This window comes from Rhizobium gallicum bv. gallicum R602sp, assembly GCF_000816845.1.
Taxonomy (GTDB): domain Bacteria; phylum Pseudomonadota; class Alphaproteobacteria; order Rhizobiales; family Rhizobiaceae; genus Rhizobium; species Rhizobium gallicum.
Genome location: NZ_CP006877.1, coordinates 396,013 through 419,710, shown reverse-complemented (window position 1 = coordinate 419,710; position 23,698 = coordinate 396,013). Strand labels below are relative to the sequence as shown.

Here is a 23,698-nt window from a genome sequence, read left to right as displayed (position 1 = left end):
ATCACGTTGAGACAGAAAGAGCGCCGGCCGGGCCATAAGGCGCAATCTGCCGGCTCCCCCGGCAATCGCCACAATGACGAACGCTCGAGCCACCCGCCAAAAGCGGTCAAACCTGTGGCCGCGCGCGAGACCGTGCGAGAGGCGACTGCGCCTGCTGCAAGCGAGCGGCCGCTAAAGGAGCGCACGGGCGAGCGTCCTCATGAGCGCGTTCCTGTCATTCTGGAATCCCTCGGCGCAGGCGACTTTCACCTCATCGACAGCGGTACCGGCCTGAAGCTCGAACAATATGGCCCCTATCGCATCGTCCGTCCCGAGGGTCAGGCGCTCTGGCAGCCGTCGCTGGCATCTCATGCCTGGGAAAAGGTCGATGCGATCTTTACCGGCGATACGGACGAGGAAGGCACCGGCCGCTGGCGATTTCCGAAGGAGGCGCTCGGCGAGGCCTGGCCGCTCAATCTTCTGGGCGTCGATTTTTATGGGCGCTTTACCTCTTTCCGCCATGTCGGCGTGTTTCCGGAACAGATCGTCCACTGGAGCTGGATGAAAGAGCAGGTCGAGGCTGCCGGCCGTCCGCTGAAGGTCCTAAATCTTTTCGGCTATACAGGTGTCGCGACGTTGGTCGCGGCGCAGGCCGGTGCGGAAGTCACCCATGTCGACGCCTCCAAGAAGGCAATCGGTTGGGCGCGTGAAAATCAGGCGCTCGGCCGCTTGGAGAAACTGCCGATCCGCTGGATCTGCGAAGACGCGATGAAGTTCATCCTCCGTGAGGAGCGCCGCGGCAATACCTATGACATCATCCTTACCGATCCGCCGAAATTCGGCCGTGGCCCGAACGGCGAAGTCTGGCATCTCTTCGAACACCTGCCATTGATGCTCGATGTCTGCCGCGAGATCCTGTCGCCTCAGGCGCTTGGGCTGGTGCTGACTGCCTATTCGATCCGTGCAAGCTTCTATTCGATGCACGAATTGATGCGCGAGACGATGCGCGGCGCAGGCGGTGTGGTCGAATCCGGCGAGCTCGTGATCCGCGAGGCGGGCCTTGACGGCAAGACGCGGGGCCGCGCGCTATCGACCTCCCTCTTCTCCCGCTGGGTGCCGAAATGAGCCATGAACATCGGGGCCATGGCCCCCACAAGGTGGGACATATGAAAGAGGTCACGTCGCTCGCCAATCCGATCATCAAGGACATCAAGGCGCTGACCAACAAGAAGTCGCGCGAAGAGAGCGGCACCTTCATGGCCGAGGGCCTGAAGCTGGTCATCGACGCGATCGAGCTCGGCTGGGCGATCCGCACGCTGGTCTATGCCAAGGCGGCCAAGGGCAAGCCGCTGGTCGAGCAGATGGCGGCGAAAACCGTGGCCTCCGGCGGCCTGGTCCTCGAAGTCAGCGAAAAGATCATTTCCTCGATCACGCGGCGTGACAACCCGCAGATGGTGGTCGGCATTTTCGAAAGCCGCTGGAAGCCGCTGAAGGACATCCGTCCGAAAGACGGAGAGACCTGGATCGCGCTCGATCGGGTACGCGATCCCGGTAATCTCGGCACAATCATCCGCACGGCGGATGCCGCAGGCGCCTCCGGCGTCATCCTCGTCGGGGAAACGACCGACCCCTTCTCCCTTGAAACGGTGCGCGCCACGATGGGCTCCGTGTTCGCCGTGCCCGTTGCCAAGGCAACGCCGGAGGAATTCATCGGCTGGAAGAAATCTGCCGGCGTGGCCGTCGTCGCCACGCACCTTGCAGGTTCGGTCGATTACCGCACGATCGATTACAAGAAGAGGCCGGTCGTTCTCCTCATGGGCAACGAGCAGTCCGGGCTGCCGGACCAGTTGGCCAAGGAAGCCGACGCACTTGCACGCATCCCGCAGCAGGGTCGTGCGGACTCCCTCAATCTCGCCGTTGCAAGTGCCGTGATGCTTTTCGAAGCGCGGCGCCACCTCCTTTCGCTTTCCGAGGGCAAATGACCGAAAAGACGCTTGACCGTCCGGCGCTTCTGTCGCGCCCGCTGCCAATCCTGATCTTCATTCTCGTCGCGGTCGCTATCGACCAGATCGTCAAGATCGCAGTCGATCGCTATCTGCCATTGCAGGAAGCCGTGCCGATGATCCCGATGCTGGCGCTCTACCGCACTTACAATCTCGGCGTCGCCTTTTCGATGCTGTCGGGCATGGACGGCTGGTTCATCGTCGGCATGCGGATCGTCATCGTGGCCTTCGTCATCTGGCTCTGGCATCGCACCTCGAAGGACCGCTGGATAGCACACAGCGGATTTGCGCTGATCATTGCCGGTGCGCTCGGCAATTTGATCGACCGTTTCCTCTACGGCCACGTCATCGACTACATTCTCTTCCACACCGAAAGTTGGTCCTTCGCCGTCTTCAATCTCGCCGACAGCTTCATCACGGTGGGCGCCGGTTGCGTCATTCTCGATGAGCTTTTGCAGCCGAAAAAGACGGAAAGCTAAAATCTTAGGCTTTTCCTGAAGGCATTCGGAACGGCGCGTATGCTAGCCAGCAATTATGCACAGTCTGGCTCAATTGCAGGAACGTCTCGCCGCCGCATTCGGCGCGGCCGCCAAGCCGCATGACCTGCGGCCGGCGGACGAGATTGTGCCGCTGGCGCCGGCAGCAAAGCAAAAGCATCCGCTGCGCACCCTGCTCTTTTACTGGCTCGGCGGCCTTGGCCTCTTTGCTGCGGCCGCATTCCTTGCACTCGGGCAAGCGGGCGGACCTTTGCTACTTTCCGCCGGCCTTGCAATCCTTGCCGCAGCACTTCTCGGTCATGTATTGCTGATGAAGCTGCGCCAGCGGACCGGCAACCAGCCGCAGGCATGCGATGCTGCCGAACTTTTCGCCAATGTTCATGACGCCCTCGGCGACATCACCGTTACCCGTACCATTGACCGGCGGATCATCGGCGCCAATGCCACTTTTCGCCGCCTGACGGGCCGGCTGAAGCCGGAGGGACAGACTTGCGAACAACTGGGCATCGCCTTCCGCCCTGGCGCCGAGCCATATCGCTTCGATGTCGAGATCTCGACGCCGGAAGGCCAGCGCATCTTCGCCTGGCATGACGTCGTCACCCGCGATCCGTCGAATGGCCGTCTGCTGCTCCAGAGCGTCGCCCGTGACGTGACCGCCGAGCGCCTTGCAGCGCAGGCGCGCGAGGAGGCACGCCAAAAGGCCGAGTACAACAGTGCAGCCAAATCCCGCTTGCTTGCGACCGTCAGCCATGAAATCCGAACGCCACTATCAGGCATTCTCGGGATGACTCATCTGCTTAGCCAGGCGCAGATGACCCAGGAGCAGCAGAACTATATCGACGGCATTCGCCAGTCAGGCCATGCGCTCGCCCAACTCGTCGAAGACCTCCTCGATTTCTCCACAATCGAAGTCGGCCGCTTCCAGCTTCGTCCGCGCACCGAATCGCTGCGCCAGCTGCTGGAAAGCGTCGTCGAAATGCTGGCACACCGTGCCCACGAAAAGGGCATCGAGATCGGTGCGACGGTCTCTTCCGACGTGCCGGAATTCATGAGTTTCGATCCGGCGCGGCTGCGTCAGGTGCTTTTCAACGTCATCGGCAATGCGGTGAAGTTCACCCAGGTGGGCGGCGTCTTCATCCGCGTATCCTTGCGCGACGACGACCTCATGATAACGGTGACGGACACCGGCCCAGGGATGACAGCGGAGGAGCACGCCCGAATCTTCGGCGAATTCGAACAGGGAGGAAGCATGACGGAAAAAAGCGGCGGCACCGGGCTCGGGCTCACCATCTCCGCCCGCATCATGCGCGAGTTCGGCGGTTCTCTGACGGTTTCCGGCGAAAAGGGCAAGGGCAGCGAATTCACGATTCGCTTTCCTGCAAACATTCCGCTAGAGGCTCGCGGCAGCCGCAAATCGCTCCTTTCCGGCAATATCGTCGTGCTTCTTGCCCCGGCCGGTGCAGCCCGCGCCGCAATCGCCGAGACCATCGTCGCTCTCGGCGGCGATTGCCATCTGGTGGCCGACGGCGAAAAAGCCCGGGAGACGCTTCTCCACATTGCCGGCATTGACCATCGCCCGACGGATATCATCGTCGATCATCGCATGTCCGCGCAGTTTACGGAGCATCTTGCCGACCGCGCCGAAATTGCCGCGCTTGGCCTGCGCAAGACCCTGCTCGTCAATCCGGAAGAGCGCAACGCCCATCCGCTTGATCTCTTCGATGCCTGGCTTATTCGGCCTCTTCGCGAACAGTCGCTGATCGACGTGCTTCGCGGACGCATGCGCGGCATGGAAAAGCGCGATGCGCTGAACGACAACCAGCCGGGCTTTACCGCCGCCATTCCCGAAGCGAATATACCAGGCGGGATGAATATCCTTCTGGGAGAAGACGACCCGATCAACGCGATGCTTGTCCGCGCTGTGCTGGAGAAGGGCGGACATAAGGTTCACCATGTCGAAGACTTCGAGACGTTGCTGGATTGCGCACTTGCCGAAGGCAGCATGCGCCCCGACATCATCATCAGCGATCTCACGATGCCGGGCGGCGAAGGTGTTGAAATGATTGGCCGGCTGCGCGGTCACGAACGGCGGCTGCAGCTCGTTGCGGTGCCGGTCATCGTGCTGACTGCCGACAAACGCGACGAGTCGCGCCGCCAGGTCCTGCTTGCCGGTGCAAACCGCGTGATGCTGAAACCTGTCGACCCAATCCGGCTACTGACGGAAGTCCATGCCGTCGCAGCCCTTTCCGCCCGCCGAGCCGAAGCGCTCTGAGCAGCGTGACATAGGCGTCGTTTTTCCGTAAAATCCATGTCACTTTCCTGTCGTACAGAAGTGTTTTATGACACGCCATGAGCCGGCAACGGGAGAATCATCATGTCCATCGACATCCTTAATCGCGACACAACGCCGGAGGTTTCCCGGCCTGCAGCAGCCGTCGCGCCGAAGGAAGGCGACGTCTTGGGCCGCATCGGCAACCTGGAGACCCGCCTTGCCCGCACTGCTCGCGAGATCGATGCTGCGCAGCATGTGCGCTACCGCGTTTTCGTTCAGGAAATGCAGGCGCAGCTTCCGCCAGAGGCCATGCGCCGCGAACGCGACTTCGACGCTTACGATGCATTCTGCGATCACCTTCTCGTCCTCGACCGCTCGATCGAAGGTGATAGCGAAGACCAGATCGTCGGAACCTACCGCCTGCTGCGCCAGGACGTGGCGATGGTAAATGGCGGTTTTTACTCGGCTTCCGAATTCGCGATCGACGAGCTTCTCGCGCGTCATCCAGACAAGCGCTTCATGGAGCTCGGCCGCTCCTGCGTGCTGCCGGAATACCGCACGAAGCGCACGGTCGAACTTCTCTGGCAGGGCAATTGGGCCTATGCCTTGAAGCACGGCATGAGCGCCATGTTCGGCTGCGCCTCCTTCCCGGGTGTGCATCCGGAGAGCCACGCGCTGGCACTTTCCTTCCTGCACCACACGGTCCTTGCCAAGGGCGAATGGGCGGTCGGCGCTCTGCCCGGCCAAGCGCGCAGCATGGATCTGATGCCGAAGGAGGCCGTCAACCCGAAGAAGGCGCTGATGGCCCTTCCGCCGCTGATCAAAGGCTACCTTCGCCTCGGCGCCATGGTCGGCTCCACCGCGGTGGTGGACCATGCGTTCAATACGACGGACGTGCTGATCGTGCTGCCGATCGCGAGCATCTCGGATCGCTATTTGAATTACTACGGCGCTGACGCCGGCCGTTTCGCGAGCTGATCTTCCAGAAGATCGACTTTGCAGCGCAAACAGGTAATTCGTCCGGCTGAAGCAGATGGTAGCGAGCCACGCGCTATCTCTGATGTCCTGCCGTGCCGCCGCCTCATCCGACCCCTCCGGCCTTCTTTCCCATTGGGGGGCGAAGGGGAGATTCGCCGCATCCCCTCGGCGAAATTCAAGAGACGCACAAGCAGCGCCGCCAGTCCCTTCTTTCCGGCGGGAAAAAGGGACTGGCAGGCAGATGAAGCGCTTGCGCCTGACTGCTAGCCCGCCGAATAAGCCGCGATCGCCGCCATGTTGACGATGTCGGAGTCCTTGGCGCCCATCGAGGTGATCTGAACGGCTTTGTCGAGGCCGACAAGGATCGGGCCGATGACCGTCGAGCCACCGAGTTCCTGCAGCATCTTCGTCGAGATCGAAGCGGAGTGGAAGGCCGGCATGACCAGCACGTTGGCGGGAGCCGACAAGCGGCAGAACGGGTACTGCTCCATCACCTTTCGGTTCAGCGCCACGTCGGCTGCCATTTCGCCATCATACTCGAAATCGACGCGGCGCTTGTCAAGGATCTTCACGGCTTCGCGCACGCGCTCGGAACGTTCGCCCGAAGGATGACCGAAGGTGGAATAGGCGAGCAGGGCAACGCGCGGCTGATAGCCCATGCGGCGCGCAAGGCCTGCCGCTTCTTCGGCGATATCGGCCAGCTCCTCGGCAGTAGGCATATCGTGAACCGCGGTATCTGCGACAAAGACCGCGCGGCCGCGGACAATCACCAGCGACACGCCGATGACACGGTGGCCCGGCTTCTCGTCGATGCAGCGCCGCACGTCCTCCAGCGCCGTCGAATAATTGCGCGTGATGCCGGTCACCATGCCATCTGCATCGCCAAGCGCCACCATCGTCGCGGCGAAATGATTACGATCGTTGTGGATCAGGCGCTGTGCATCGCGGTGCAGATAGCCTTTCCGCTGCAGCCGGGCATAGAGGTAGTCGGTGTAAGCCTCAATGCGGGTCGAGATGCGTGCATTGACGATCTCGAGGCCCGGCCGGTTGAGGTCGATCCCGGCCCGCTCCGCCGTCGCCCTGATCAGATCTTCGCGGCCAAGAAGGATTGCCGTGCCGAGCTGCTGGTTGGCATAAGACATCGCCGCGCGCATGACCTGCTCTTCTTCCGCCTCGGCAAAAACCATCCGTTTCGGACGGCGCCGAACCCGCTCGTAGAGGCTCGCAAGCGTCGAAGCGATCGGATCACGCCTTGCCGATAGCTCGCGGCGATAGCCGTCCATGTCGGTGATCACCTTGCGGGCAACGCCAGTTTCGATCGCAGCCTGCGCCACGGCAGCCGGGATTGCCGAAATGAGGCGCGGATCGAAGGGCACAGGAATGATATATTGCGCGCCAAAGCGGGGGCGGTTGCCCTGATAAGCGGCAACGACGTCATCGGGTACATCCTCGCGGGCCAGATTGGCAAGCGCCTTGACGGCGGCAATCTTCATCGCGTCGTTGATCGTGGTTGCCCGCACGTCGAGCGCGCCGCGGAAGATATAGGGAAAGCCGAGAACGTTATTCACCTGATTCGGGTAGTCCGATCGCCCTGTCGCCATAATGGCATCATCGCGGATGCGCGCGACTTCCTCCGGCGTGATTTCCGGATCGGGGTTTGCCATCGCAAAGATGATCGGCCGGTCGGCCATCGAACGAATCATCTCTTCCGAAAAGGCACCCTTCTGCGACAGACCGAACACGACGTCGGCACCCTTCATCGCATCGGCCAGCGTGCGGGCCTTTGTCTTTACCGCGTGTGCCGATTTCCACTGGTTCATGCCCTCGGTGCGGCCCTGATAGATTACGCCCTTGGTGTCGACAAGGGTGATGTTTTCAGGCGTAAAACCCATCGACTTGATGAGCTCGACACAGGCGATGGCGGCAGCTCCTGCGCCGTTGCAGACGAGTTTCGTCGTCTTCAGGTCACGTCCCGTCAGCTCCAAGGCATTGATGAGGCCGGCCGTTGCAATGATCGCCGTGCCGTGCTGGTCGTCGTGAAAGACCGGAATATCCATCAGCTCGCGCAGACGCTGCTCGATGATGAAGCAGTCTGGCGCTTTGATGTCCTCCAGATTGATGCCGCCGAAAGACGGGCCAAGGAAACGCACACAGTTGATGAACTCGTCGACGTTTTCCGTGTCGACCTCAAGGTCGATGGAATCGACATCGGCAAAGCGCTTGAAGAGGACGGATTTGCCTTCCATCACCGGCTTGGATGCCAAGGCGCCGAGGTTGCCGAGGCCCAAAATTGCTGTGCCGTTGGAGATGACAGCCACCATATTGCCGCGCGTTGTGTAGTCGTAGGCAGTGCCCGGATCGGCGGCGATGGCCTTTACCGGCACCGCGACGCCCGGCGAATAGGCCAGCGACAGATCACGCTGCGTCGCCATCGGTTTCGTCGGGTTGATTTCCAGCTTCCCGGGCCGCCCCATGGCATGAAACTCGAGCGCTTCATTGTCGGTAACGGACGTCACCGGCTGCGGCTTCTTTTCGATATCGGGCATTCTTCCTCCAACGTCCTGTGGGTGACGCCTTGCTCTTCCTCAATGGCGGTTGTCATCTATAGCGGCGGGCGGCTAGGGTTGGCACCTGTTTTTTTGGAAAATTGCTACTCCGTGAACCAACGAATAGACGCCAGGAACGAAGCCTTTTCGGCTGCCGAGCTATCCACGGAGGAAAGCCGTGCCTCGGCCACGCCGATGATGGAGCAATTCATCGAGATCAAGGCGAACAATCCCGACTCGCTGCTCTTCTATCGAATGGGCGATTTCTACGAATTGTTCTTCGAAGACGCCCTGGAAGCCTCGCGTGCGCTCGGCATTACGCTCACGAAGCGCGGTCAGCACATGGGGCAAGATATCCCGATGTGCGGCGTTCCCGTGCATGCGGCAGACGATTACCTGCAGAAGCTGATTGGACTGGGCTTCCGGGTCGCCGTCTGCGAACAGGTGGAAGACCCGGCGGAGGCGAGGAAGCGGGGCTCGAAATCCGTCGTCAAACGCGACGTCATCCGCCTTGTCACGCCGGGAACCATCACCGAAGAAAAGCTGCTATCACCCTCTGAATCGAACTATCTAATGGCGCTTACCCGGGTGAGAGGCGCGTCCGAACCGCTGATGGCGCTGGCCTGGATCGACATCTCTACCGGCGTCTTCCGGCTGGCCGAAACTGAGACATCACGGCTGCTTGCCGACATCTTGCGCATCGATCCCCGCGAACTGATCCTGCCGGATACGATGTTTCACGATCCCGAGCTGAAGCCGGTCTTCGACGTGCTTGGCCGCACGGCCGTGCCACAGCCCTCCGTGCTTTTCGACAGTGCGACAGCAGAAAACCGCATCGCGCGCTATTTCGGCGTTTCGACGCTCGACGGATTCGGCACTTTCTCCCGCGCCGAGCTTGCGGCAGCGGCGGCGGCTGTTGCCTATGTCGAGAAGACACAGATCGCCGAACGCCCGGCGCTTGGCAAACCGGAGCGCGAGAGCGGCGCCTCGACGCTCTTCATAGATCCCGCGACCCGCGCCAATCTGGAGCTCGCCCGCACGCTGTCCGGCGACCGCAACGGCTCACTGCTGAAAGCAATCGACCGGACGGTCACCGGTGGAGGAGCCCGCCTTCTCGCAGAACGGCTGATGTCCCCGCTGACCGATCCCGCCCGCATCAACGAGCGGCTGGATTCGATCGGTTTCCTGATCGAGGAGCCCAGGCTTTGCGGCGACCTGCGCGACGCGCTGAAGCACGTGCCGGACATGCCACGCGCACTCTCCCGCCTTGCGCTCGACCGCGGCGGCCCGCGCGATCTCTGGGCGATCCGGCAAGGACTTGGCGCTGCTTCCGATCTTGCAAAGCTGCTCGGCAATGCGCTTTTGCCGCAAGAACTCGATGCGGCCCTTTCCGGGTTGCAGGCCTTGCCTACAGCTCTCCAATCTCTGCTTGCGGAGATGCTCGCCGACGAACTGCCGCTGTTGAAGCGCGACGGGGGCTTCCTGCGGGACGGCGCCAATGCCGATCTCGATGAAGTGCGGGCGCTTCGCGATCAGTCGCGCCGGGTGATCGCCGGATTGCAGCTCCAGTATGCCGACGAGACCGGCATCAGGTCTTTGAAGATCAAGCACAACAATATCCTCGGCTATTTCATCGAAGTGACGGCCGGCAATGCCGGGCCGATGACGGATGCGCCGGAGGCCAAAGCCCGCTTCATCCATCGCCAGACGATGGCGAATGCCATGCGCTTTACGACGACCGAGCTTGCCGACCTGGAAAGCCGGATCGCAAACGCGGCGGACCGCGCGTTGCAGATCGAGCTCGAAGCCTTCGACCGGATGACGGCCGCCGTCGTCGCTGAAGCCGAGGCGATCAAGGCCGGCGCCCGAGCGCTTGCCATCATCGACGTTGCTGCCGCCCTTGCGCTTTTGGCGGAGGAACAGGCCTATTGCCGCCCGCTCGTCGATGCCTCGAAAATGTTCACAATCGAAGGCGGGCGCCATCCCGTTGTCGAACAGGCGCTGCGGCGTCAGTCCTCGGGTCCGTTTGTTGCCAATAATTGCGATCTCTCGCCTGTGGCGGACGGCAAAGATGGGGCGATCTGGCTGCTGACCGGTCCGAATATGGGCGGTAAGTCGACATTCCTGCGCCAGAACGCGTTGATCGCTATCCTGGCGCAGATGGGCTCCTTCGTGCCCGCGACCTCCGCTCACATCGGCATCGTCGACCGCCTCTTCTCCCGCGTCGGCGCCTCGGACGACCTGGCACGAGGGCGCTCGACCTTCATGGTCGAGATGGTCGAGACAGCCGCGATCCTCAACCAGGCGACCGACCGCTCTCTCGTCATCCTCGATGAGATCGGCCGCGGCACTGCGACCTTCGACGGCCTTTCGATTGCCTGGGCGGCCGTGGAACATCTGCATGAGGCAAACCGATGCCGCGGTCTCTTCGCCACGCATTTCCACGAACTGACGGTGCTGTCGGAAAAGCTTGCGCGACTATCCAACGCCACCATGCGCGTCAAGGAATGGGACGGCGACGTCATCTTCCTGCACGAAGTGGGACCGGGTGCGGCGGACCGTTCGTATGGCATCCAGGTGGCCAGGCTCGCCGGCCTGCCAGCGTCTGTCGTCGCACGCGCCCGCGACGTGCTGACGCGCCTGGAAGATGCCGACCGCAAGAACCCGGCAAGCCAACTGATCGACGATCTGCCGCTGTTTCAAGTCGCGGTTCGGCGCGAGGATGCCAATCGAGGACCGTCCAAGATCGAGGAAGCGTTGAAGGGAATGAGCCTCGACGACATGACGCCGCGCGAGGCGCTCGAGGCGCTTTACGGTCTCAAGAAGCAGTTGAAGTAGGAAGCCTAAATGTTCATGCGCAGCCTTGTCCGTGAAACACAGCGCCTCGCCGATATGTTCACCGTGCTCGAAGCGCTGCGTAACGCCGACGAGCACGGTAATCCGCGCAGCTGGAACTCGCCAGTCGGCCTGCTCGAAATCACTCAATCCTGCGCCATCATCTGCGACCTTGCGGCGGCCATTGCCAAAGCGGGCTACCGCGAATGCGACAGGCCGACGCTGGAGGAGATTACCAGCGAGGCGCGCAAAGTCCTTTATTCGGTGAATATGCAAGGCGCGGCTTAAAGCTGTTCGTCTTCGCCTCCGCAAGTGGAAGGCAACCACCTTTTCGCCAAAATTAAGGGTTCTTGCAGTATGAAGGCCCGTGTCAAACGCGGGGTAAAGAGGCTATAGCGCATGCAGACGAAACGAGACGCGGTCGCACCGCGCGAACAGGAAGCCGCTCCGCGCATGGCGACGATGAGTGAGATCGATTTCTCAGAAATTCTCGACACGGCCCTGTTGCAAAGACTCTGCGACGCCGTTGCCGAAGCCAACAAGACCCGGCCGGACGTCATGCGCTCCGACCTGCTTGCCATGCTCAAAAAGGCAAGCAGCGACGGGCGCCAAAAGGCCTGCGAGCTTCTATCTGCCGATGGCAGCGGACTTGGCTGCGCCCGGCGCATCTCCTGGCTGCAGGACCAGATCATCACGGTACTCTACGAGTTCGTCAGCGCACATATGTTCCCGCAGCAGAAGGACAAGTTCGCCGTGACGGCGGTCGGCGGCTACGGCCGCGATACGCTGGCGCCGGGCTCCGACATCGACCTGCTCTTCCTCTTTCAGCCAAGACCAGCAGAGGAGACGCACAAGGCTGTCGAGTTCATGCTCTATGTCCTTTGGGATATGGGCTTCAAGGTCGGCCACGCGACAAGGACGATCGAGGAGTGCATGGCGCTCTCCAGGTCCGACATGACGATCCGCACGGCGATCCTCGAGATGCGCTACATCTGCGGCCTGAAATCGCTTGCAACGGAGCTTGAGACCCGCTTCGACAAGGAGATCGTGACCGGCACAGGACCGGAATTTATCGCCGCCAAACTTGCCGAACGCGATGAACGCCACCGCAAGGCAGGCGACACACGCTACCTCGTCGAACCCAACGTCAAGGAGGGCAAGGGCGGGCTGCGCGATCTCCACACGCTCTTCTGGATCTCGAAATACTACTATCACGTCCGCGACACGGCCGAACTCGTAGCTCTCGGCGTTCTCTCCAAGCATGAGTACCGCGTGTTCGAGAAGGCCGACGATTTCCTCTGGGCGGTGCGCTGCCACATGCACTTTCTGACCGGCAAGGCGGAGGAACGGCTTTCTTTCGACATCCAGCGGGAGATTGCCGAAGCGCTCGGATATCACTCGCGCCCCGGCCTTTCGGCCGTCGAGCGCTTCATGAAGCACTACTTCCTGGTGGCAAAGGACGTCGGCGACCTGACGCGCATCCTCTGCGCGGCTCTCGAAGACCAGCAGGCAAAATCGACGCCCGGGCTCACCGGGGTGATCAGCCGTTTTGCCCATCGCAGCCGCAAGATCGCCGGCAGCACCGAATTCATGGAGGATCGCGGTCGCATCGCGCTCGCCAGCCCGGACGTGTTCAAGCACGATCCCGTCAGCATCATTCGCCTCTTCCACGTTGCCGATATCAATGGCCTCGAGTTCCATCCCGATGCTCTGAAGCGGGTCACCCGATCGCTCAACCTCATCGACAACAACCTGCGCGAAAACGACGAGGCGAACCGCCTCTTCATGTCGATCCTCACCTCCAACGGCGACCCGGCGCTCATTTTGCGCCGCATGAACGAAGCAGGCGTACTTGGCCGCTTCATTCCGGAATTCGGCAAGATCGTCGCGATGATGCAGTTCAACATGTACCACCACTATACAGTGGATGAGCATCTGATCCGTACCGTCGACGTGCTCTCGGAAATCGACAAGGGCAAGGCCGACGACCTGCATCCACTCGCCAACAAGCTGATGCCGGGGATCGAAGACCGGGAGGCGCTTTATGTCGCAGTCCTTCTCCACGACATCGCCAAGGGCCGCCAGGAAGACCATTCGATCGCCGGCGCCCGCGTCGCCCGCAAACTCTGCTCCCGCTTCGGCCTGTCGCAGAAGCAGACGGAACTCGTCGTCTGGCTGATAGAGGAGCATCTGACGATGTCGATGGTTGCCCAGACCCGCGATCTCACCGACCGCAAGACGATTACCGACTTCGCCGATCGCGTTCAATCGCTCGATCGCCTGAAGATGCTGCTGGTCCTGACGATCTGCGACATCCGCGCCGTCGGCCCCGGCGTCTGGAACGGCTGGAAGGGCCAGCTGCTGAGGACGCTCTATTACGAGACCGAACTGCTGCTTGCCGGCGGCTTTTCGGAGGTCTCGCGCAAGGAGCGCGCCAATTCCGCGGCCGAAGCGCTGTTCAACGCGCTTTCCGATTGGAGCCAGAAGGATCGCAAGACCTACAGCAAGCTGCACTACCAGCCTTACCTGCTTTCCGTGCCGCTGGAAGACCAAGTCCGTCACGCCGATTTCATCCGCCAGGCGGACAAGAACGGCCAGGCGCTCGCGACAACCGTGCGAACGGACAGTTTCCACGCGATCACCGAAATCACCGTGCTCTCGCCAGACCACCCGCGCCTGCTCGCCGTTATTGCCGGTGCATGTGCTGCAGCAGGAGCCAACATTGTCGATGCGCAGATTTTCACGACGTCGGACGGGCGCGCGCTGGATACGATCCATGTCAGCCGCGAATTCCAGGATGATGCGGACGAGCTTCGCCGCGCCGGCACGATCGGGCGCATGATCGAAGACGTACTGTCGGGCCACAAGCGGCTGCCGGAAGTCATCGCCACGCGCACGAAGAACCGCAAGAGGAGCAAGGCCTTCGTCATTCCGCCTTCGGTCAACATCACCAACAACCTATCGAACAAGTTCACCGTCATCGAAGTCGAATGCCTTGACCGCACCGGCCTGCTTTCGGAAATCACCGCGATGCTTTCTGATCTTTCGCTCGACATCCAGTCAGCCCGCATCACCACCTTTGGCGAAAAGGTCATAGACACCTTCTATGTCACAGACCTCGTCGGCCAGAAAATTTCCAGCGACACCAAGCGGGCCAATATCACCGCCCGGCTGAAGGCGGTGATGGCCGGCGAAGAAGATGAGCTTCGCGAGCGCATGCCGTCCGGCATCATCGCGCCCGCCGCCTCCGCGCGGACATCGCAGCCGGGCGAAAAGAAAGCCGGGCCGCCGGCATGAGCCTCGTCAAGAAATTCGCCACCGTCGGCGGCGCAACCCTCGGCAGCCGCATCTTCGGCTTTGCCCGCGAGACGTTGATGGCGGCCGCCCTCGGCACCGGCTCCATGGCTGACGTCTTCTACGCGGCCTTCCGCTTTCCCAACCTCTTCCGCCGGCTGTTTGCCGAAGGCGCCTTCAACGCAGCCTTCGTGCCGCTCTTCGCCAAAGAGATCGAAGCGAACGGCACGGAAGGAGCAAAGCGGTTTTCCGAAGAGGTTTTCGGAGTGCTTTTTTCGGTGCTGCTGCTCATCACCATCGTGATGGAACTTTGCATGCCGCTGCTCGTACGCTTCATCATCGCGCCGGGCTTTGCCGACGATCCGGATAAGTTCTCAATCACCATCCGCATGGCGGCAGTGATGTTCCCCTATCTCATGTGCATGTCGCTGACGGCGATGATGAGCGGCATGCTGAATTCGCTGCACCACTTCTTCGCCGCAGCGGTCGCGCCCATTTTCCTCAATGTCGTGATGATTGGTGCGCTCGCCTACGCGCTCTATTCTGGCGCAGACCCGCTCGCGACCGCCTGGTATCTCTCCTGGGGCGTACTGGCCGCTGGTATCCTGCAGCTCGCCGTCGTCTATGTCGGCGTCCTCCACGCAGGCATGAGCATTGGCTTTCGCTTCCCGCGAATGACGCCGAACGTCAAGCGGCTGCTGATCCTCGCAGTCCCCGCCGCTGTCACAGGCGGCATCACACAGATCAACCAGCTGATCGGCCAGGCGATCGCCTCGTCCCGCGATGGTGCGATCGCCGCCCTGCAATATGCGGATCGCATCTACCAGCTGCCGCTCGGCGTCGTTGGCGTTGCCGTCGGTGTCGTATTGTTGCCGGAGCTTGCCCGTGCACTGAAGGGCGGCAATCTGCGCGAAGCCGGGAACCTGCAGAACCGCTCGATCGAATTCGTGCTGTTCCTGACGATCCCCGCCGCCTTCGCCCTTTGGGTCCTCGCTGACGAGATCATCCGCGTGCTTTACGAACGTGGCGCCTTCGATCAGCAGAACACAGCGCTTGTCGGCTCGATCCTCGCGATCTACGGCATCGGCCTGCCGGCCTTCGTGCTCATCAAGGCGCTGCAGCCGGGCTTCTACGCCCGCGAGGATACCAAGACGCCGATGCGCTTTTCAGCCGTTGCTGTCGGCGTCAACTGCGCCACGGCTCTGACGCTTTTTCCCTATCTTGGCGCACCGGGCATTGCAGTGGCTGAAGCAACCGCCGGCTGGATCAGCACGGTTCTGCTTTTCGCAACGCTGCTTCGCCGCGGCCATCTGGCCTGGGAATGGGCGCTCGCTCGTCGGGCAGCTCTGCTCGTTGTTTCGGCATCCGTGATGAGCGGTGTCATCGTCTTCCTGCAGCATCGCTGGGAACCCTGGCTCGCTTCCAGTGCCCACCTGGCGACCAAGGTCGGTACGCTCGGCCTTTTGATCGCCATTTCGATGATCGTCTATTTCGCGACCGCCTTTTTGATCGGCGGCGCCGACCTCGGCATGATCCGGCGAAACCTCAACCGGAAGCCTGCGCCCAAAGCCGAGGGCTGAACCGCAGCCTGGTTATCAGCAATGGCGCCAGCGCCGCTTCGGCCCGATATCGACGTGGACGATGCCGTTGCAGTAGCGCCCGATACCGCCGATACCCGGCGCCGTCTGCGCTGCCGCGACGATCGTCCGTTCCGATAAGCCCGGCACGCGAATGTCGGCGGCGTTGCAATGGCGATGCTGAGAATGCGCACGTCCGGAATGCCGAAGACCGGACGTGACCATCGGTGTTCGGCCGGTCTTGGCGGCGATATGCGCGAGAATGGCTCTCAGTTTCGGCGGGAAGCAGCCGACTTTGACGCTGACGGTCTGAACGGTATAGGGCTGTGACGTGGTGTGTTTAAGAAGTCTTACTGGGGGTTTTTTAGCATTCTGCGCGCCTGCCTCGGCGTAACAGGACAAAGCGAACAAGCCAGCAAGAACGAGTGATAAAATCGTATGCATGACGTCCCCTCCAGGTAGAGCGCGGCTGGTCTTTCGCCGGGCTCGGATTGGCGCCGAGAACGTTCATTCAAAAAATGGCCAATTTGTGAAATTTTATACTTACGCGAAAAGTGAATCATCCTCATATTGCTGGACTCTATATAAAAGTTATAACTCAAATTGAGTATAAATTACTCTCTACCTTTCGATGAAAAACAAGGCCTTGCACCAAGCTTGTATTAGAAGGGCTGTGAAACTTAAGAACGGAATGCATAATGCGAAATAGCGGCCTTTAAACGCTGGAGATTGGGGCAATAAAAAGATGCCAATCCTTTCGCACGGCGCTTGCACCTGCCCCACGACACCGCGACAGATCAACAAACCCCGGCAACTGGAGGCTTGCAAATGTCCCAATCCCTCTTCCTGGTCACTCTCCTCGTCGACGACTACGATCGTGCAAAGGCCTTTTATTGCGGAGCGCTTGGCTTCGACTGCCTGCAGGACGAAGTGCGGCCGGAGGGCAAGCGCTGGGTGGTGGTCAAACCGAAGGGTGGGGACGGAGCGGCGTTCCTCCTTGCCAAAGCAGTCAACGAGACACAGAAAGCGGCGATCGGAAATCAAACCGGCGGCCGCGTCGGGTTCTTTTTGAAGACCGATGATTTTGCGCGAGATCATGCCGCCATGCTGGCCAGGGGCGTGCGCTTTTTGGAACAGCCCCGGCGTGAGATTTACGGCACGGTGGCCGTATTTTCCGATCCTTACGGCAATACTTTTGACCTGATCCGGCATGCCGCACCGACCGCCTCTTGATTGCAGCACGGAGCGCGTGCATAAGCCGCCGCGTTAGCAACATGGGCGACTGAGCCCTGGGGCCCTCCACCAGCCTGATCGAGGACAACGTGACCGAATTCAAAGAGCTCGTATTTTCTGGCGTTCAGCCGACCGGCAATCTCCATCTCGGCAACTATCTCGGCGCGATCCGCAAGTTCGTGGCACTGCAGGAAGGCAACGATTGCATCTATTGCGTCGTCGACCTGCACTCCCTCACGGCGCAGCTCGTGCACGACGACCTGCCGGGCCAGATCCGCTCAATCGCCGCAGCCTTTATCGCCTCCGGCATCGATCCAAAAAAGCATATCGTCTTCAACCAGTCGGCCGTGCCGCAGCATGCCGAGCTCGCCTGGATCTTCAATTGCGTTGCCCGCATCGGCTGGATGAACCGCATGACGCAGTTCAAGGACAAGGCCGGCAAGGACCGCGAAAATGCTTCCCTCGGCCTGCTTGCCTATCCGAGCCTGATGGCGGCCGACATCCTCGTCTATCGCGGCACGCATGTTCCGGTCGGTGACGACCAGAAACAGCATCTTGAACTCGCCCGCGATATCGCGATGAAGTTCAACCTTGATTATCAGGAACACATTCGCCGTGCCGGCCGCGGCATCGACATTACCGTCGGCGACGAGCCGGTGCACGCCTATTTTCCGATGGTCGAACCGTTGATCGAAGGCCCTGCTCCGCGCGTGATGTCGCTGCGCGACGGCACGAAGAAGATGTCGAAATCCGATCCGTCCGATCTCTCGCGCATCAATCTGCTGGATGACGAGGAAGCCATCTCGAAGAAGATCCGCAAGGCGAAGACCGATCCGGACGGCTTGCCGAGCGAGGTCGAGGGCCTGAAGGGCCGCCCGGAAGCCGACAATCTCGTCGGCATCTATGCGGCTCTTGCCGACAAGACGAAGACTGAGGTACTTGCCGAATTCGGCGGCCAACAGTTCTCCGTCTTCAAGCCGGCGCTGGTCGACCTCGCCGTTCAGGTGCTCTCGCCGATCACCGGCGAAATGCGCCGTCTGATGGACGATACGAGCCATATCGACGCAATCCTGCGCAATGGCGGAGAGCGTGCTCGGGCGCGCGCCGAAGCGACCATGAAGGATGTCCGTGACATCATCGGCTTCCTCTACTAGGCATGCCGCTGACGGCGAGCTCCCGTGCGTTAACATCTGTGTTCACCTGCTGGTGTATTATCCTGCGAAGACCCGCGAGGGCCACGGTGACGGGGGCTTGCAAATTTCCCGGTTAGGGTGTCAGAGTCCGCGCCATGGTATCAAAGCGACTCTCACGGCTCGAAGGGCATCGCCGCAAATTCATGGCGGTGATCGATGGCACACCTGAATGCCAGAGCGCTGTGCATTATGCCGGCCGGCGCGCCAAGAATTCCAATGGCGGGCTGGTGCTTGTCTACGTGATTCCCGAGGGCGATTTTCAGCAATGGCTGGGCGTCGAGGAGATCATGCGGGCCGAAGCCCGTGAGGAGGCCGAGGCCGTTGTCGCCAAATCGGCACAGGTGGTCCGCGAAACGATCGGCATCGAGCCGGAAATCGTTATCCGCGAGGGAAGTGCGGTCGAGGAAATCAATGCGGTGATCGAAGAAGACCGCGACATCGCGATCCTGGTGCTGGCCGCAAGCTCCGCCAAGGAAGGACCGGGACCGCTGGTGTCGTCCGTTGTGGGAAAAGCCGCGGCTTTTCCGATCCCCGTCACCGTGCTGCCTGACACGCTGACGAACGAAGAACTGGATGCGCTGGCCTAAGGCGTGATGCAGAATGCGGCTATTTCTGGAGTCTTTGTCTCTTGATTAGCGCCGCCAATCGGCTTATTTTCTTTTGAAGAATTCTAAAGACGGCCTGAGCGACGACCTGGCCCGCATGGAGAGCGAAATGTTCATTCAGACCGAAGCCACACCGAATCCGGCCACACAGAAGTTCCTGCCGGGCAAGGTGGTGATGGAGACCGGCACGGCCGAGTTCCGCAGCGCCGAGGAAGCCCAGGCGTCGCCGCTTGCTGCGCGCCTTTTTGAAATCCCGGGCGTAACCGGTGTCTATTTCGGCTATGACTTCATTTCTGTCTCCAAGGAGAACCAGGAGTGGCAGCACCTGAAGCCCGCCATCCTTGGCTCCATCATGGAACACTTCATGTCCGGGAAGCCGGTCATGGGTGATGCCTCCGTGCTTTCGGAAGAGCTCGATGCCGGCGGTGAATTCTTCGATGAGGCCGACGAGACCATCGTGCTCACCATCAAGGAGCTACTTGAAACCCGCGTTCGCCCGGCGGTTGCCCAAGATGGCGGCGACATCACGTTCCGCGGCTTCAAAGATGGCAAGGTCTACCTTAACATGAAGGGCTCCTGTTCCGGCTGCCCCTCGTCCACGGCAACACTGAAGCATGGCGTCCAGAACCTGCTTCGTCATTTCGTTCCCGAAGTGCAGGAAGTCATCGCCGCCTGACGATTTGTCCAAAATTCGGCCGGCTCGGCATTGCACCGGCTGAATTTGTGGTAGGCTTTTATTCGGAAATTGATGGCATGATTGTTCTGGCGCTCGACACGGCTGGTGTAGATTGCGCTGCCGCTCTCTACGACAGCGGCAGGGATACGGTGCTGGGGGAGGCATCCGACCTGATCGGTAAGGGCCATGCAGAGCATTTGATGGGAATCGTCGACCGCGTGCTCAAACAGGCGGATATGAAACTCGCGATGGTCGAACGCATTGCCGTCACGATCGGTCCTGGCTCCTTTACCGGCATCCGCGTCGGCGTCGCGGCAGCTCGTGGCTTCGGCCTTGCGCTCAACATCCCCACTGTCGGCATCACGACGCTGGAGACTATGGCCGCCGCCCAGCGCAAAAAGACACCCGGCCGGCCCGTTCTTGCCGCCATGGACGCCAAACGCGGCGAAATCTATCTCCAGACTTATTCCGAAGACGGCCCGGCGCTCGATGAACCTCGCGCAGTGACGATCGAGGAGGCGAAAACGATTGCGGCGTCCTTTGCCGGCGAGATCACAGGCTCGGCCGCGCCGCTGCTGAAGCCGGGCGCGACGAGCGAACACGCCAATAAGTTTCCAATTTCCATCGTGGCACGCCTCGGTGCAGCCGCAGATCCCGGTTCAGGAAAGCCGAAGCCCCTTTATCTGCGCGGACCCGACGCCAAACCGCAGGCCGGGTTCGCGATCGCGCGAGTGTGACCATGCTGGAATCCTATCTCACTCTGAAACCCGAATTCGAGATCATCGCGATGGGCAGCGACGACTGCCGCGCGGTCGCTGCGCTGCATGGCGAACGATTTGCCCGCCCCTGGGGTGACGGTGAATTCCACAGCCTGCTCAGCCAGGACAATGTCTTCGGCTTCGTTGCGCACCAGACCAACGCTTTCTTGAAAAAACCGCTGCCGGGCTTCGTGCTTGCGCGCCAGGTCGCAGGCGAAGCGGAAATCCTGTCGATCGCCGTACAGGCGAAGGTTGCCCGTGCCGGCCTCGGCTGGCGGCTCATGCAGGCAGCAATGCGTGAAGCCAAGCTGCGCGGGGGTGAGAGCATGTTCCTGGAAGTCGACGACGGCAATGCCGCCGCCCTCGGCCTCTACCACAAGCTCGGCTTCGAGAAAATCGGCGAGCGCCGCGGATACTACAAGGACGCGAACGGCACCGTTTCCACGGCGCTTGTCATGAAGCGCGTTCTTCGCTAGTTCCGTTGAGAATTGGAATCTGGAATGAAGGCCGCCAATGACCGACGCAGCCAAGACCCTTGAGGAGCTTTGCACCGAGCGCGGCATGCGAATGACCGAACAGCGCCGTGTGATCGCCCGCATCCTGGAAGAGTCGGCAGATCACCCGGATGTCGAGGAACTGTATCGCCGCTCCGCGAAGGTCGACGCGAAGATTTCGATTTCCACCGTCTATCGGACCGTCAAGCTTTTTGAGGATGCCGGCATCATCGCCCGCCATGATTTCCGCGACGGCCGCTCGCGCTATGAAACGGTGCCGGAAGAACATCACGACCACCTGATAGACCTGAAGAACGGCGTGGTCATCGAATTCCGCTCGCCGGAGATTGAAGCGCTGCAGGAGCGCATTGCCCGTGAGCATGGCTTCCAGCTTGTCGATCATCGGCTGGAGCTTTACGGCATTCCGCTGAAGAAAGACGAACGCTGAGCCGATGACCGCAGCCGCAAGGAGTTCGCGTTGATCGTCTGGCTGCGCATCGCCTATGCCGCGGTCGTCGTCGCTGCCGCCAGCATGCTGCTGATGCCCCTCCAGCTTCTCGGCCTCCATTTCGACTGGAAGCTTCGCCGCATTCTACCGCGCCTATGGCACCGCGCTGCCTGCCACGCCCTCGGCATTCGCGTAAAGGTCCACGGCAAGCTTGAGGGGCGCCGACCGCTGATGCTATGCGTTAATCATGCATCGTGGATGGATATCATGGTCCTGTCCTCGGTTGCCGATGTCGCCTTCATCGCCAAGATCGAAGTGCGCGACTGGCCCATCTTCGGCCTGCTTGCCCGGCTGCAGAAAAGCGTCTTCATCGTCCGTGAAGAGAAGCGGAAGACCGGCAATCAGGCAAGCGAGATCGCAGCCCGCATGGCGGACGGCGAGATCATCGTGCTCTTTCCCGAAGGCACGACCTCGGATGGCAATCGCCTTTTGGAAGTCAAATCCTCGCTGTTTGGAGCGGCCGCCATGGCTGTGCCGCACTCGCCGAACGGTTCCGTCCTCGTGCAGCCGGTTGCGATTGCCTATACAAAGGCGCACGGCGTTGCGATGGGCCGCTATCACCGCCCGCTGGCCGGCTGGCCAGGCGACGTGGAACTCGTACCGCATCTGGTTGACGTCGTGAAATGCGCAGCGCTCGATGCCGAAGTCTCCTTCGGCGAGGCGATCGAATACCGTTCCGATTCGAACCGGAAGGACGTCAGCGCCACCATCGCACGGCGTATCCGTGCAATGCTCCACAGCCGCCTGCGCGGCCGCGATATCTCTTGAGGGAAGATTTCGATTTTCTAGAGGGCAAAAAACCACTAAATAGCCCGCCATGACCCAAGACAGCGCCCTTCTTCCGGCCCCGGAGACCATCCCCAGCGAGGACCTTCGCGATGGCAGCAACAGCCGCAAGGTTTTCATCAAGACCTATGGCTGCCAGATGAACGTCTACGACTCGACGCGCATGAGCGATGCACTCGCCCGCGACGGTTACGAGCAGACGGAGAACATGGATGAGGCTGATCTCGTTCTGCTGAATACCTGCCATATCCGCGAAAAGGCGGCCGAAAAGGTCTATTCGGCGCTCGGTCGTTTGCGCGAGATGAAAAAGAAGAAAGCCGCCGACGGGCGCGAGATGATGATCGGCGTGACCGGCTGCGTTGCCCAGGCCGAAGGCGAAGAAATCCTCCGCCGCGCGCCTGCCGTCGATGTCGTCATCGGCCCGCAGACCTATCACCGCCTGCCGGACGCGCTGCGGCGCGCCAAGCAGGGCCATCGCGTCGTCGATACGGAATATGCACTGGAAGATAAATTCGAGCATCTGCCGATTGCCGAAAGCAAGAAGATCCGCTCGCGCGGCGTGACCTCGTTCCTGACGGTGCAGGAAGGCTGCGACAAGTTCTGTACCTTCTGCGTCGTGCCTTACACGCGTGGTTCGGAGATCTCCCGGCCCGTCAGCCAGATTGTCGAAGAGGCGCAAAAACTTGTCGAAGGCGGAGTGCGCGAGATCACATTGCTCGGCCAGAACGTCAACGCGTGGCACGGCGCCGGGGCCAATGGCGAAGAATGGAGCCTTGGCGATTTACTCTATCGCCTTGCTGAAATTCCGGGACTTGCGCGGCTTCGTTACACCACCAGCCATCCGCGCGACATGGACGACCGCCTGATCGAGGCGCATCGCGATCTGCGGGCGCTGATGCCCTACTTGCACCTGCCGGTGCAGGCGGGCTCGGACCGCATCCTGAAAGCCATGAACCGGCGCCATACGGCAGGCGAATATATGACGTTGATCGAGCGCATCCGCGCAGCCCGCCCCGATATTGCGCTTTCGGGCGACTTCATCGTTGGTTTTCCTGGGGAGACAGACGAGGATTTTGAAGCTACACTGCGTCTGGTGGGGGAGGTTGGCTATGCGCAGGCTTTCTCCTTCAAATATTCGACGCGGCCGGGTACGCCCGGGGCGGAACTGAAGGACCAGGTGCCGGAAGAGATCAAGGCAGAACGGCTCGAGCGCCTGCAGGCGCTTCTCCTCAAGCAGACGCAGGGATTCAACGAATCCTGCATCGGCAAGGAGATCGATTTGTTGCTTGAAAAGCCCGGCCGCATGCCAGGACAGCTTATCGGCCGTTCTCCCTGGCTTCAGTCGGTGAATGTTGATGCAAAAGCATCGCAAATCGGTGACATTATCAAAGTGCGAATCACCGGAACCGGAACGAACAGCCTGTTTGCCGAGTTTGCAGAGGCTGGGGTTTAACCTAGGGAGCT

The 23,698-nt window shown here is 61.0% G+C and carries 20 protein-coding genes; 18 read left to right on the top strand and 2 right to left on the bottom strand.

Annotated elements, in window-relative coordinates:
• Nucleotides 1–6: 6 nt before the first annotated feature.
• The 5 genes from RGR602_RS02100 to RGR602_RS02080 all read left to right on the top strand — a co-directional run bounded on the left by RGR602_RS02100 (nucleotide 7) and on the right by RGR602_RS02080 (nucleotide 5,729).
• On the top strand, nucleotides 7–1,104 hold the full coding sequence (locus RGR602_RS02100; RefSeq protein ID WP_039843732.1) for a class I SAM-dependent rRNA methyltransferase: 1,098 nt from the start codon (nucleotides 7–9) through the stop codon (nucleotides 1,102–1,104).
• On the top strand, nucleotides 1,101–1,961 hold the full coding sequence (locus RGR602_RS02095; RefSeq protein ID WP_039843731.1) for a TrmH family RNA methyltransferase: 861 nt from the start codon (nucleotides 1,101–1,103) through the stop codon (nucleotides 1,959–1,961). The genes RGR602_RS02100 and RGR602_RS02095 overlap by 4 nt, the downstream gene beginning before the upstream one ends.
• Nucleotides 1,958–2,461 carry a signal peptidase II gene (gene lspA / locus RGR602_RS02090; RefSeq protein WP_039843730.1) on the top strand — a complete coding sequence of 168 codons (504 nt, stop codon included), beginning with the start codon at nucleotides 1,958–1,960 and terminating at the stop codon, nucleotides 2,459–2,461. Before RGR602_RS02095 ends, lspA begins: the two co-directional genes overlap by 4 nt.
• Nucleotides 2,462–2,516: 55 nt before the next feature.
• Nucleotides 2,517–4,751, top strand: a complete 2,235-nt coding sequence (locus tag RGR602_RS02085; protein WP_039843729.1) for a hybrid sensor histidine kinase/response regulator — start codon at nucleotides 2,517–2,519, stop codon at nucleotides 4,749–4,751.
• Between the two features lie 99 nt (nucleotides 4,752–4,850).
• Entirely contained in the window at nucleotides 4,851–5,729 is an 879-nt protein-coding gene (locus RGR602_RS02080; RefSeq protein WP_170250177.1) for a GNAT family N-acetyltransferase, read from the top strand.
• Between the two features lie 263 nt (nucleotides 5,730–5,992).
• On the opposite strand, the gene RGR602_RS02075 is transcribed toward RGR602_RS02080, so the two are convergent.
• Nucleotides 5,993–8,275, bottom strand: a complete 2,283-nt coding sequence (locus RGR602_RS02075) for an NADP-dependent malic enzyme (protein ID WP_039843727.1) — start codon at nucleotides 8,273–8,275, stop codon at nucleotides 5,993–5,995.
• 111 nt (nucleotides 8,276–8,386) lie between these two features.
• Here RGR602_RS02075 and mutS point away from each other — a divergent pair, with 111 nt between their 5' ends.
• The 4 genes from mutS (at nucleotide 8,387) to murJ (ending at nucleotide 15,984) form a co-directional block, all read left to right on the top strand.
• Nucleotides 8,387–11,113 carry a DNA mismatch repair protein MutS gene (gene mutS, locus RGR602_RS02070; RefSeq protein WP_039843726.1) on the top strand — a complete coding sequence of 909 codons (2,727 nt, stop codon included), beginning with the start codon at nucleotides 8,387–8,389 and terminating at the stop codon, nucleotides 11,111–11,113.
• 9 nt (nucleotides 11,114–11,122) lie between these two features.
• Entirely contained in the window at nucleotides 11,123–11,398 is a 276-nt protein-coding gene (locus RGR602_RS02065) for a hypothetical protein (protein WP_039843725.1), read from the top strand.
• Between the two features lie 111 nt (nucleotides 11,399–11,509).
• Nucleotides 11,510–14,407 (top strand): [protein-PII] uridylyltransferase, encoded by a 2,898-nt coding sequence (locus RGR602_RS02060; RefSeq protein ID WP_039843724.1) that lies wholly within the window; start codon nucleotides 11,510–11,512, stop codon nucleotides 14,405–14,407.
• Nucleotides 14,404–15,984 (top strand): murein biosynthesis integral membrane protein MurJ, encoded by a 1,581-nt coding sequence (murJ, locus tag RGR602_RS02055; protein WP_039843723.1) that lies wholly within the window; start codon nucleotides 14,404–14,406, stop codon nucleotides 15,982–15,984. The genes RGR602_RS02060 and murJ overlap by 4 nt, the downstream gene beginning before the upstream one ends.
• A gap of 15 nt (nucleotides 15,985–15,999) precedes the next feature.
• Here murJ and RGR602_RS02050 read toward each other — a convergent pair whose 3' ends face one another.
• The gene (locus RGR602_RS02050) at nucleotides 16,000–16,425 is read right to left on the bottom strand and encodes a YcbK family protein (protein WP_039843722.1); all 426 of its coding nucleotides are present in this window, start codon (nucleotides 16,423–16,425) and stop codon (nucleotides 16,000–16,002) included.
• A 384-nt stretch (nucleotides 16,426–16,809) separates the two neighbouring features.
• On the opposite strand from RGR602_RS02050, the gene RGR602_RS02045 reads away from it, so the two are divergent.
• The 9 genes from RGR602_RS02045 to miaB all read left to right on the top strand — a co-directional run bounded on the left by RGR602_RS02045 (nucleotide 16,810) and on the right by miaB (nucleotide 23,687).
• Nucleotides 16,810–17,214, top strand: coding sequence for a VOC family protein (locus tag RGR602_RS02045; RefSeq protein ID WP_039843721.1), 405 nt, complete (start codon nucleotides 16,810–16,812; stop codon nucleotides 17,212–17,214).
• A gap of 89 nt (nucleotides 17,215–17,303) precedes the next feature.
• Nucleotides 17,304–18,368, top strand: a complete 1,065-nt coding sequence (gene trpS / locus RGR602_RS02040) for a tryptophan--tRNA ligase (RefSeq protein WP_039843720.1) — start codon at nucleotides 17,304–17,306, stop codon at nucleotides 18,366–18,368.
• Between the two features lie 134 nt (nucleotides 18,369–18,502).
• Complete coding sequence (locus RGR602_RS02035) at nucleotides 18,503–18,994, top strand: universal stress protein (protein ID WP_039843719.1); 492 nt, start codon at nucleotides 18,503–18,505, stop codon at nucleotides 18,992–18,994.
• 127 nt (nucleotides 18,995–19,121) lie between these two features.
• Entirely contained in the window at nucleotides 19,122–19,688 is a 567-nt protein-coding gene (locus tag RGR602_RS02030) for a NifU family protein (RefSeq protein WP_022713477.1), read from the top strand.
• Between the two features lie 77 nt (nucleotides 19,689–19,765).
• Nucleotides 19,766–20,425, top strand: a complete 660-nt coding sequence (gene tsaB / locus RGR602_RS02025; RefSeq protein WP_039843718.1) for a tRNA (adenosine(37)-N6)-threonylcarbamoyltransferase complex dimerization subunit type 1 TsaB — start codon at nucleotides 19,766–19,768, stop codon at nucleotides 20,423–20,425.
• Nucleotides 20,426–20,427: 2 nt separating this feature from the next.
• A complete protein-coding gene (locus RGR602_RS02020) occupies nucleotides 20,428–20,922 on the top strand; it encodes a GNAT family N-acetyltransferase (RefSeq protein WP_039843717.1) in 495 nt (164 codons plus the stop codon).
• Nucleotides 20,923–20,959: 37 nt separating this feature from the next.
• Nucleotides 20,960–21,388 (top strand): Fur family transcriptional regulator, encoded by a 429-nt coding sequence (locus RGR602_RS02015; RefSeq protein WP_022713474.1) that lies wholly within the window; start codon nucleotides 20,960–20,962, stop codon nucleotides 21,386–21,388.
• A gap of 30 nt (nucleotides 21,389–21,418) precedes the next feature.
• Complete coding sequence (locus RGR602_RS02010; RefSeq protein WP_039843716.1) at nucleotides 21,419–22,216, top strand: lysophospholipid acyltransferase family protein; 798 nt, start codon at nucleotides 21,419–21,421, stop codon at nucleotides 22,214–22,216.
• Nucleotides 22,217–22,265: 49 nt separating this feature from the next.
• Entirely contained in the window at nucleotides 22,266–23,687 is a 1,422-nt protein-coding gene (gene miaB, locus RGR602_RS02005) for a tRNA (N6-isopentenyl adenosine(37)-C2)-methylthiotransferase MiaB (RefSeq protein ID WP_039843715.1), read from the top strand.
• The last annotated feature ends 11 nt before the right edge of the window (nucleotides 23,688–23,698 follow it).

Coding starts and splice junctions, on each gene's coding strand:
- RGR602_RS02095 (WP_039843731.1), top strand. CDS start 1,101: ATGAGCCATGAACATCGGGGCCATGGCCCCCACAAGGTGGGACATATG.
- lspA (WP_039843730.1), top strand. CDS start 1,958: ATGACCGAAAAGACGCTTGACCGTCCGGCGCTTCTGTCGCGCCCGCTG.
- RGR602_RS02085 (WP_039843729.1), top strand. CDS start 2,517: ATGCACAGTCTGGCTCAATTGCAGGAACGTCTCGCCGCCGCATTCGGC.
- RGR602_RS02075 (WP_039843727.1), bottom strand. CDS start 8,275: ATGCCCGATATCGAAAAGAAGCCGCAGCCGGTGACGTCCGTTACCGAC.
- RGR602_RS02065 (WP_039843725.1), top strand. CDS start 11,123: ATGTTCATGCGCAGCCTTGTCCGTGAAACACAGCGCCTCGCCGATATG.
- RGR602_RS02060 (WP_039843724.1), top strand. CDS start 11,510: ATGCAGACGAAACGAGACGCGGTCGCACCGCGCGAACAGGAAGCCGCT.
- murJ (WP_039843723.1), top strand. CDS start 14,404: ATGAGCCTCGTCAAGAAATTCGCCACCGTCGGCGGCGCAACCCTCGGC.
- RGR602_RS02050 (WP_039843722.1), bottom strand. CDS start 16,425: ATGCATACGATTTTATCACTCGTTCTTGCTGGCTTGTTCGCTTTGTCC.
- RGR602_RS02045 (WP_039843721.1), top strand. CDS start 16,810: ATGTCCCAATCCCTCTTCCTGGTCACTCTCCTCGTCGACGACTACGAT.
- RGR602_RS02035 (WP_039843719.1), top strand. CDS start 18,503: ATGGTATCAAAGCGACTCTCACGGCTCGAAGGGCATCGCCGCAAATTC.
- RGR602_RS02030 (WP_022713477.1), top strand. CDS start 19,122: ATGTTCATTCAGACCGAAGCCACACCGAATCCGGCCACACAGAAGTTC.
- tsaB (WP_039843718.1), top strand. CDS start 19,766: ATGATTGTTCTGGCGCTCGACACGGCTGGTGTAGATTGCGCTGCCGCT.
- RGR602_RS02020 (WP_039843717.1), top strand. CDS start 20,428: ATGCTGGAATCCTATCTCACTCTGAAACCCGAATTCGAGATCATCGCG.
- RGR602_RS02015 (WP_022713474.1), top strand. CDS start 20,960: ATGACCGACGCAGCCAAGACCCTTGAGGAGCTTTGCACCGAGCGCGGC.
- miaB (WP_039843715.1), top strand. CDS start 22,266: ATGACCCAAGACAGCGCCCTTCTTCCGGCCCCGGAGACCATCCCCAGC.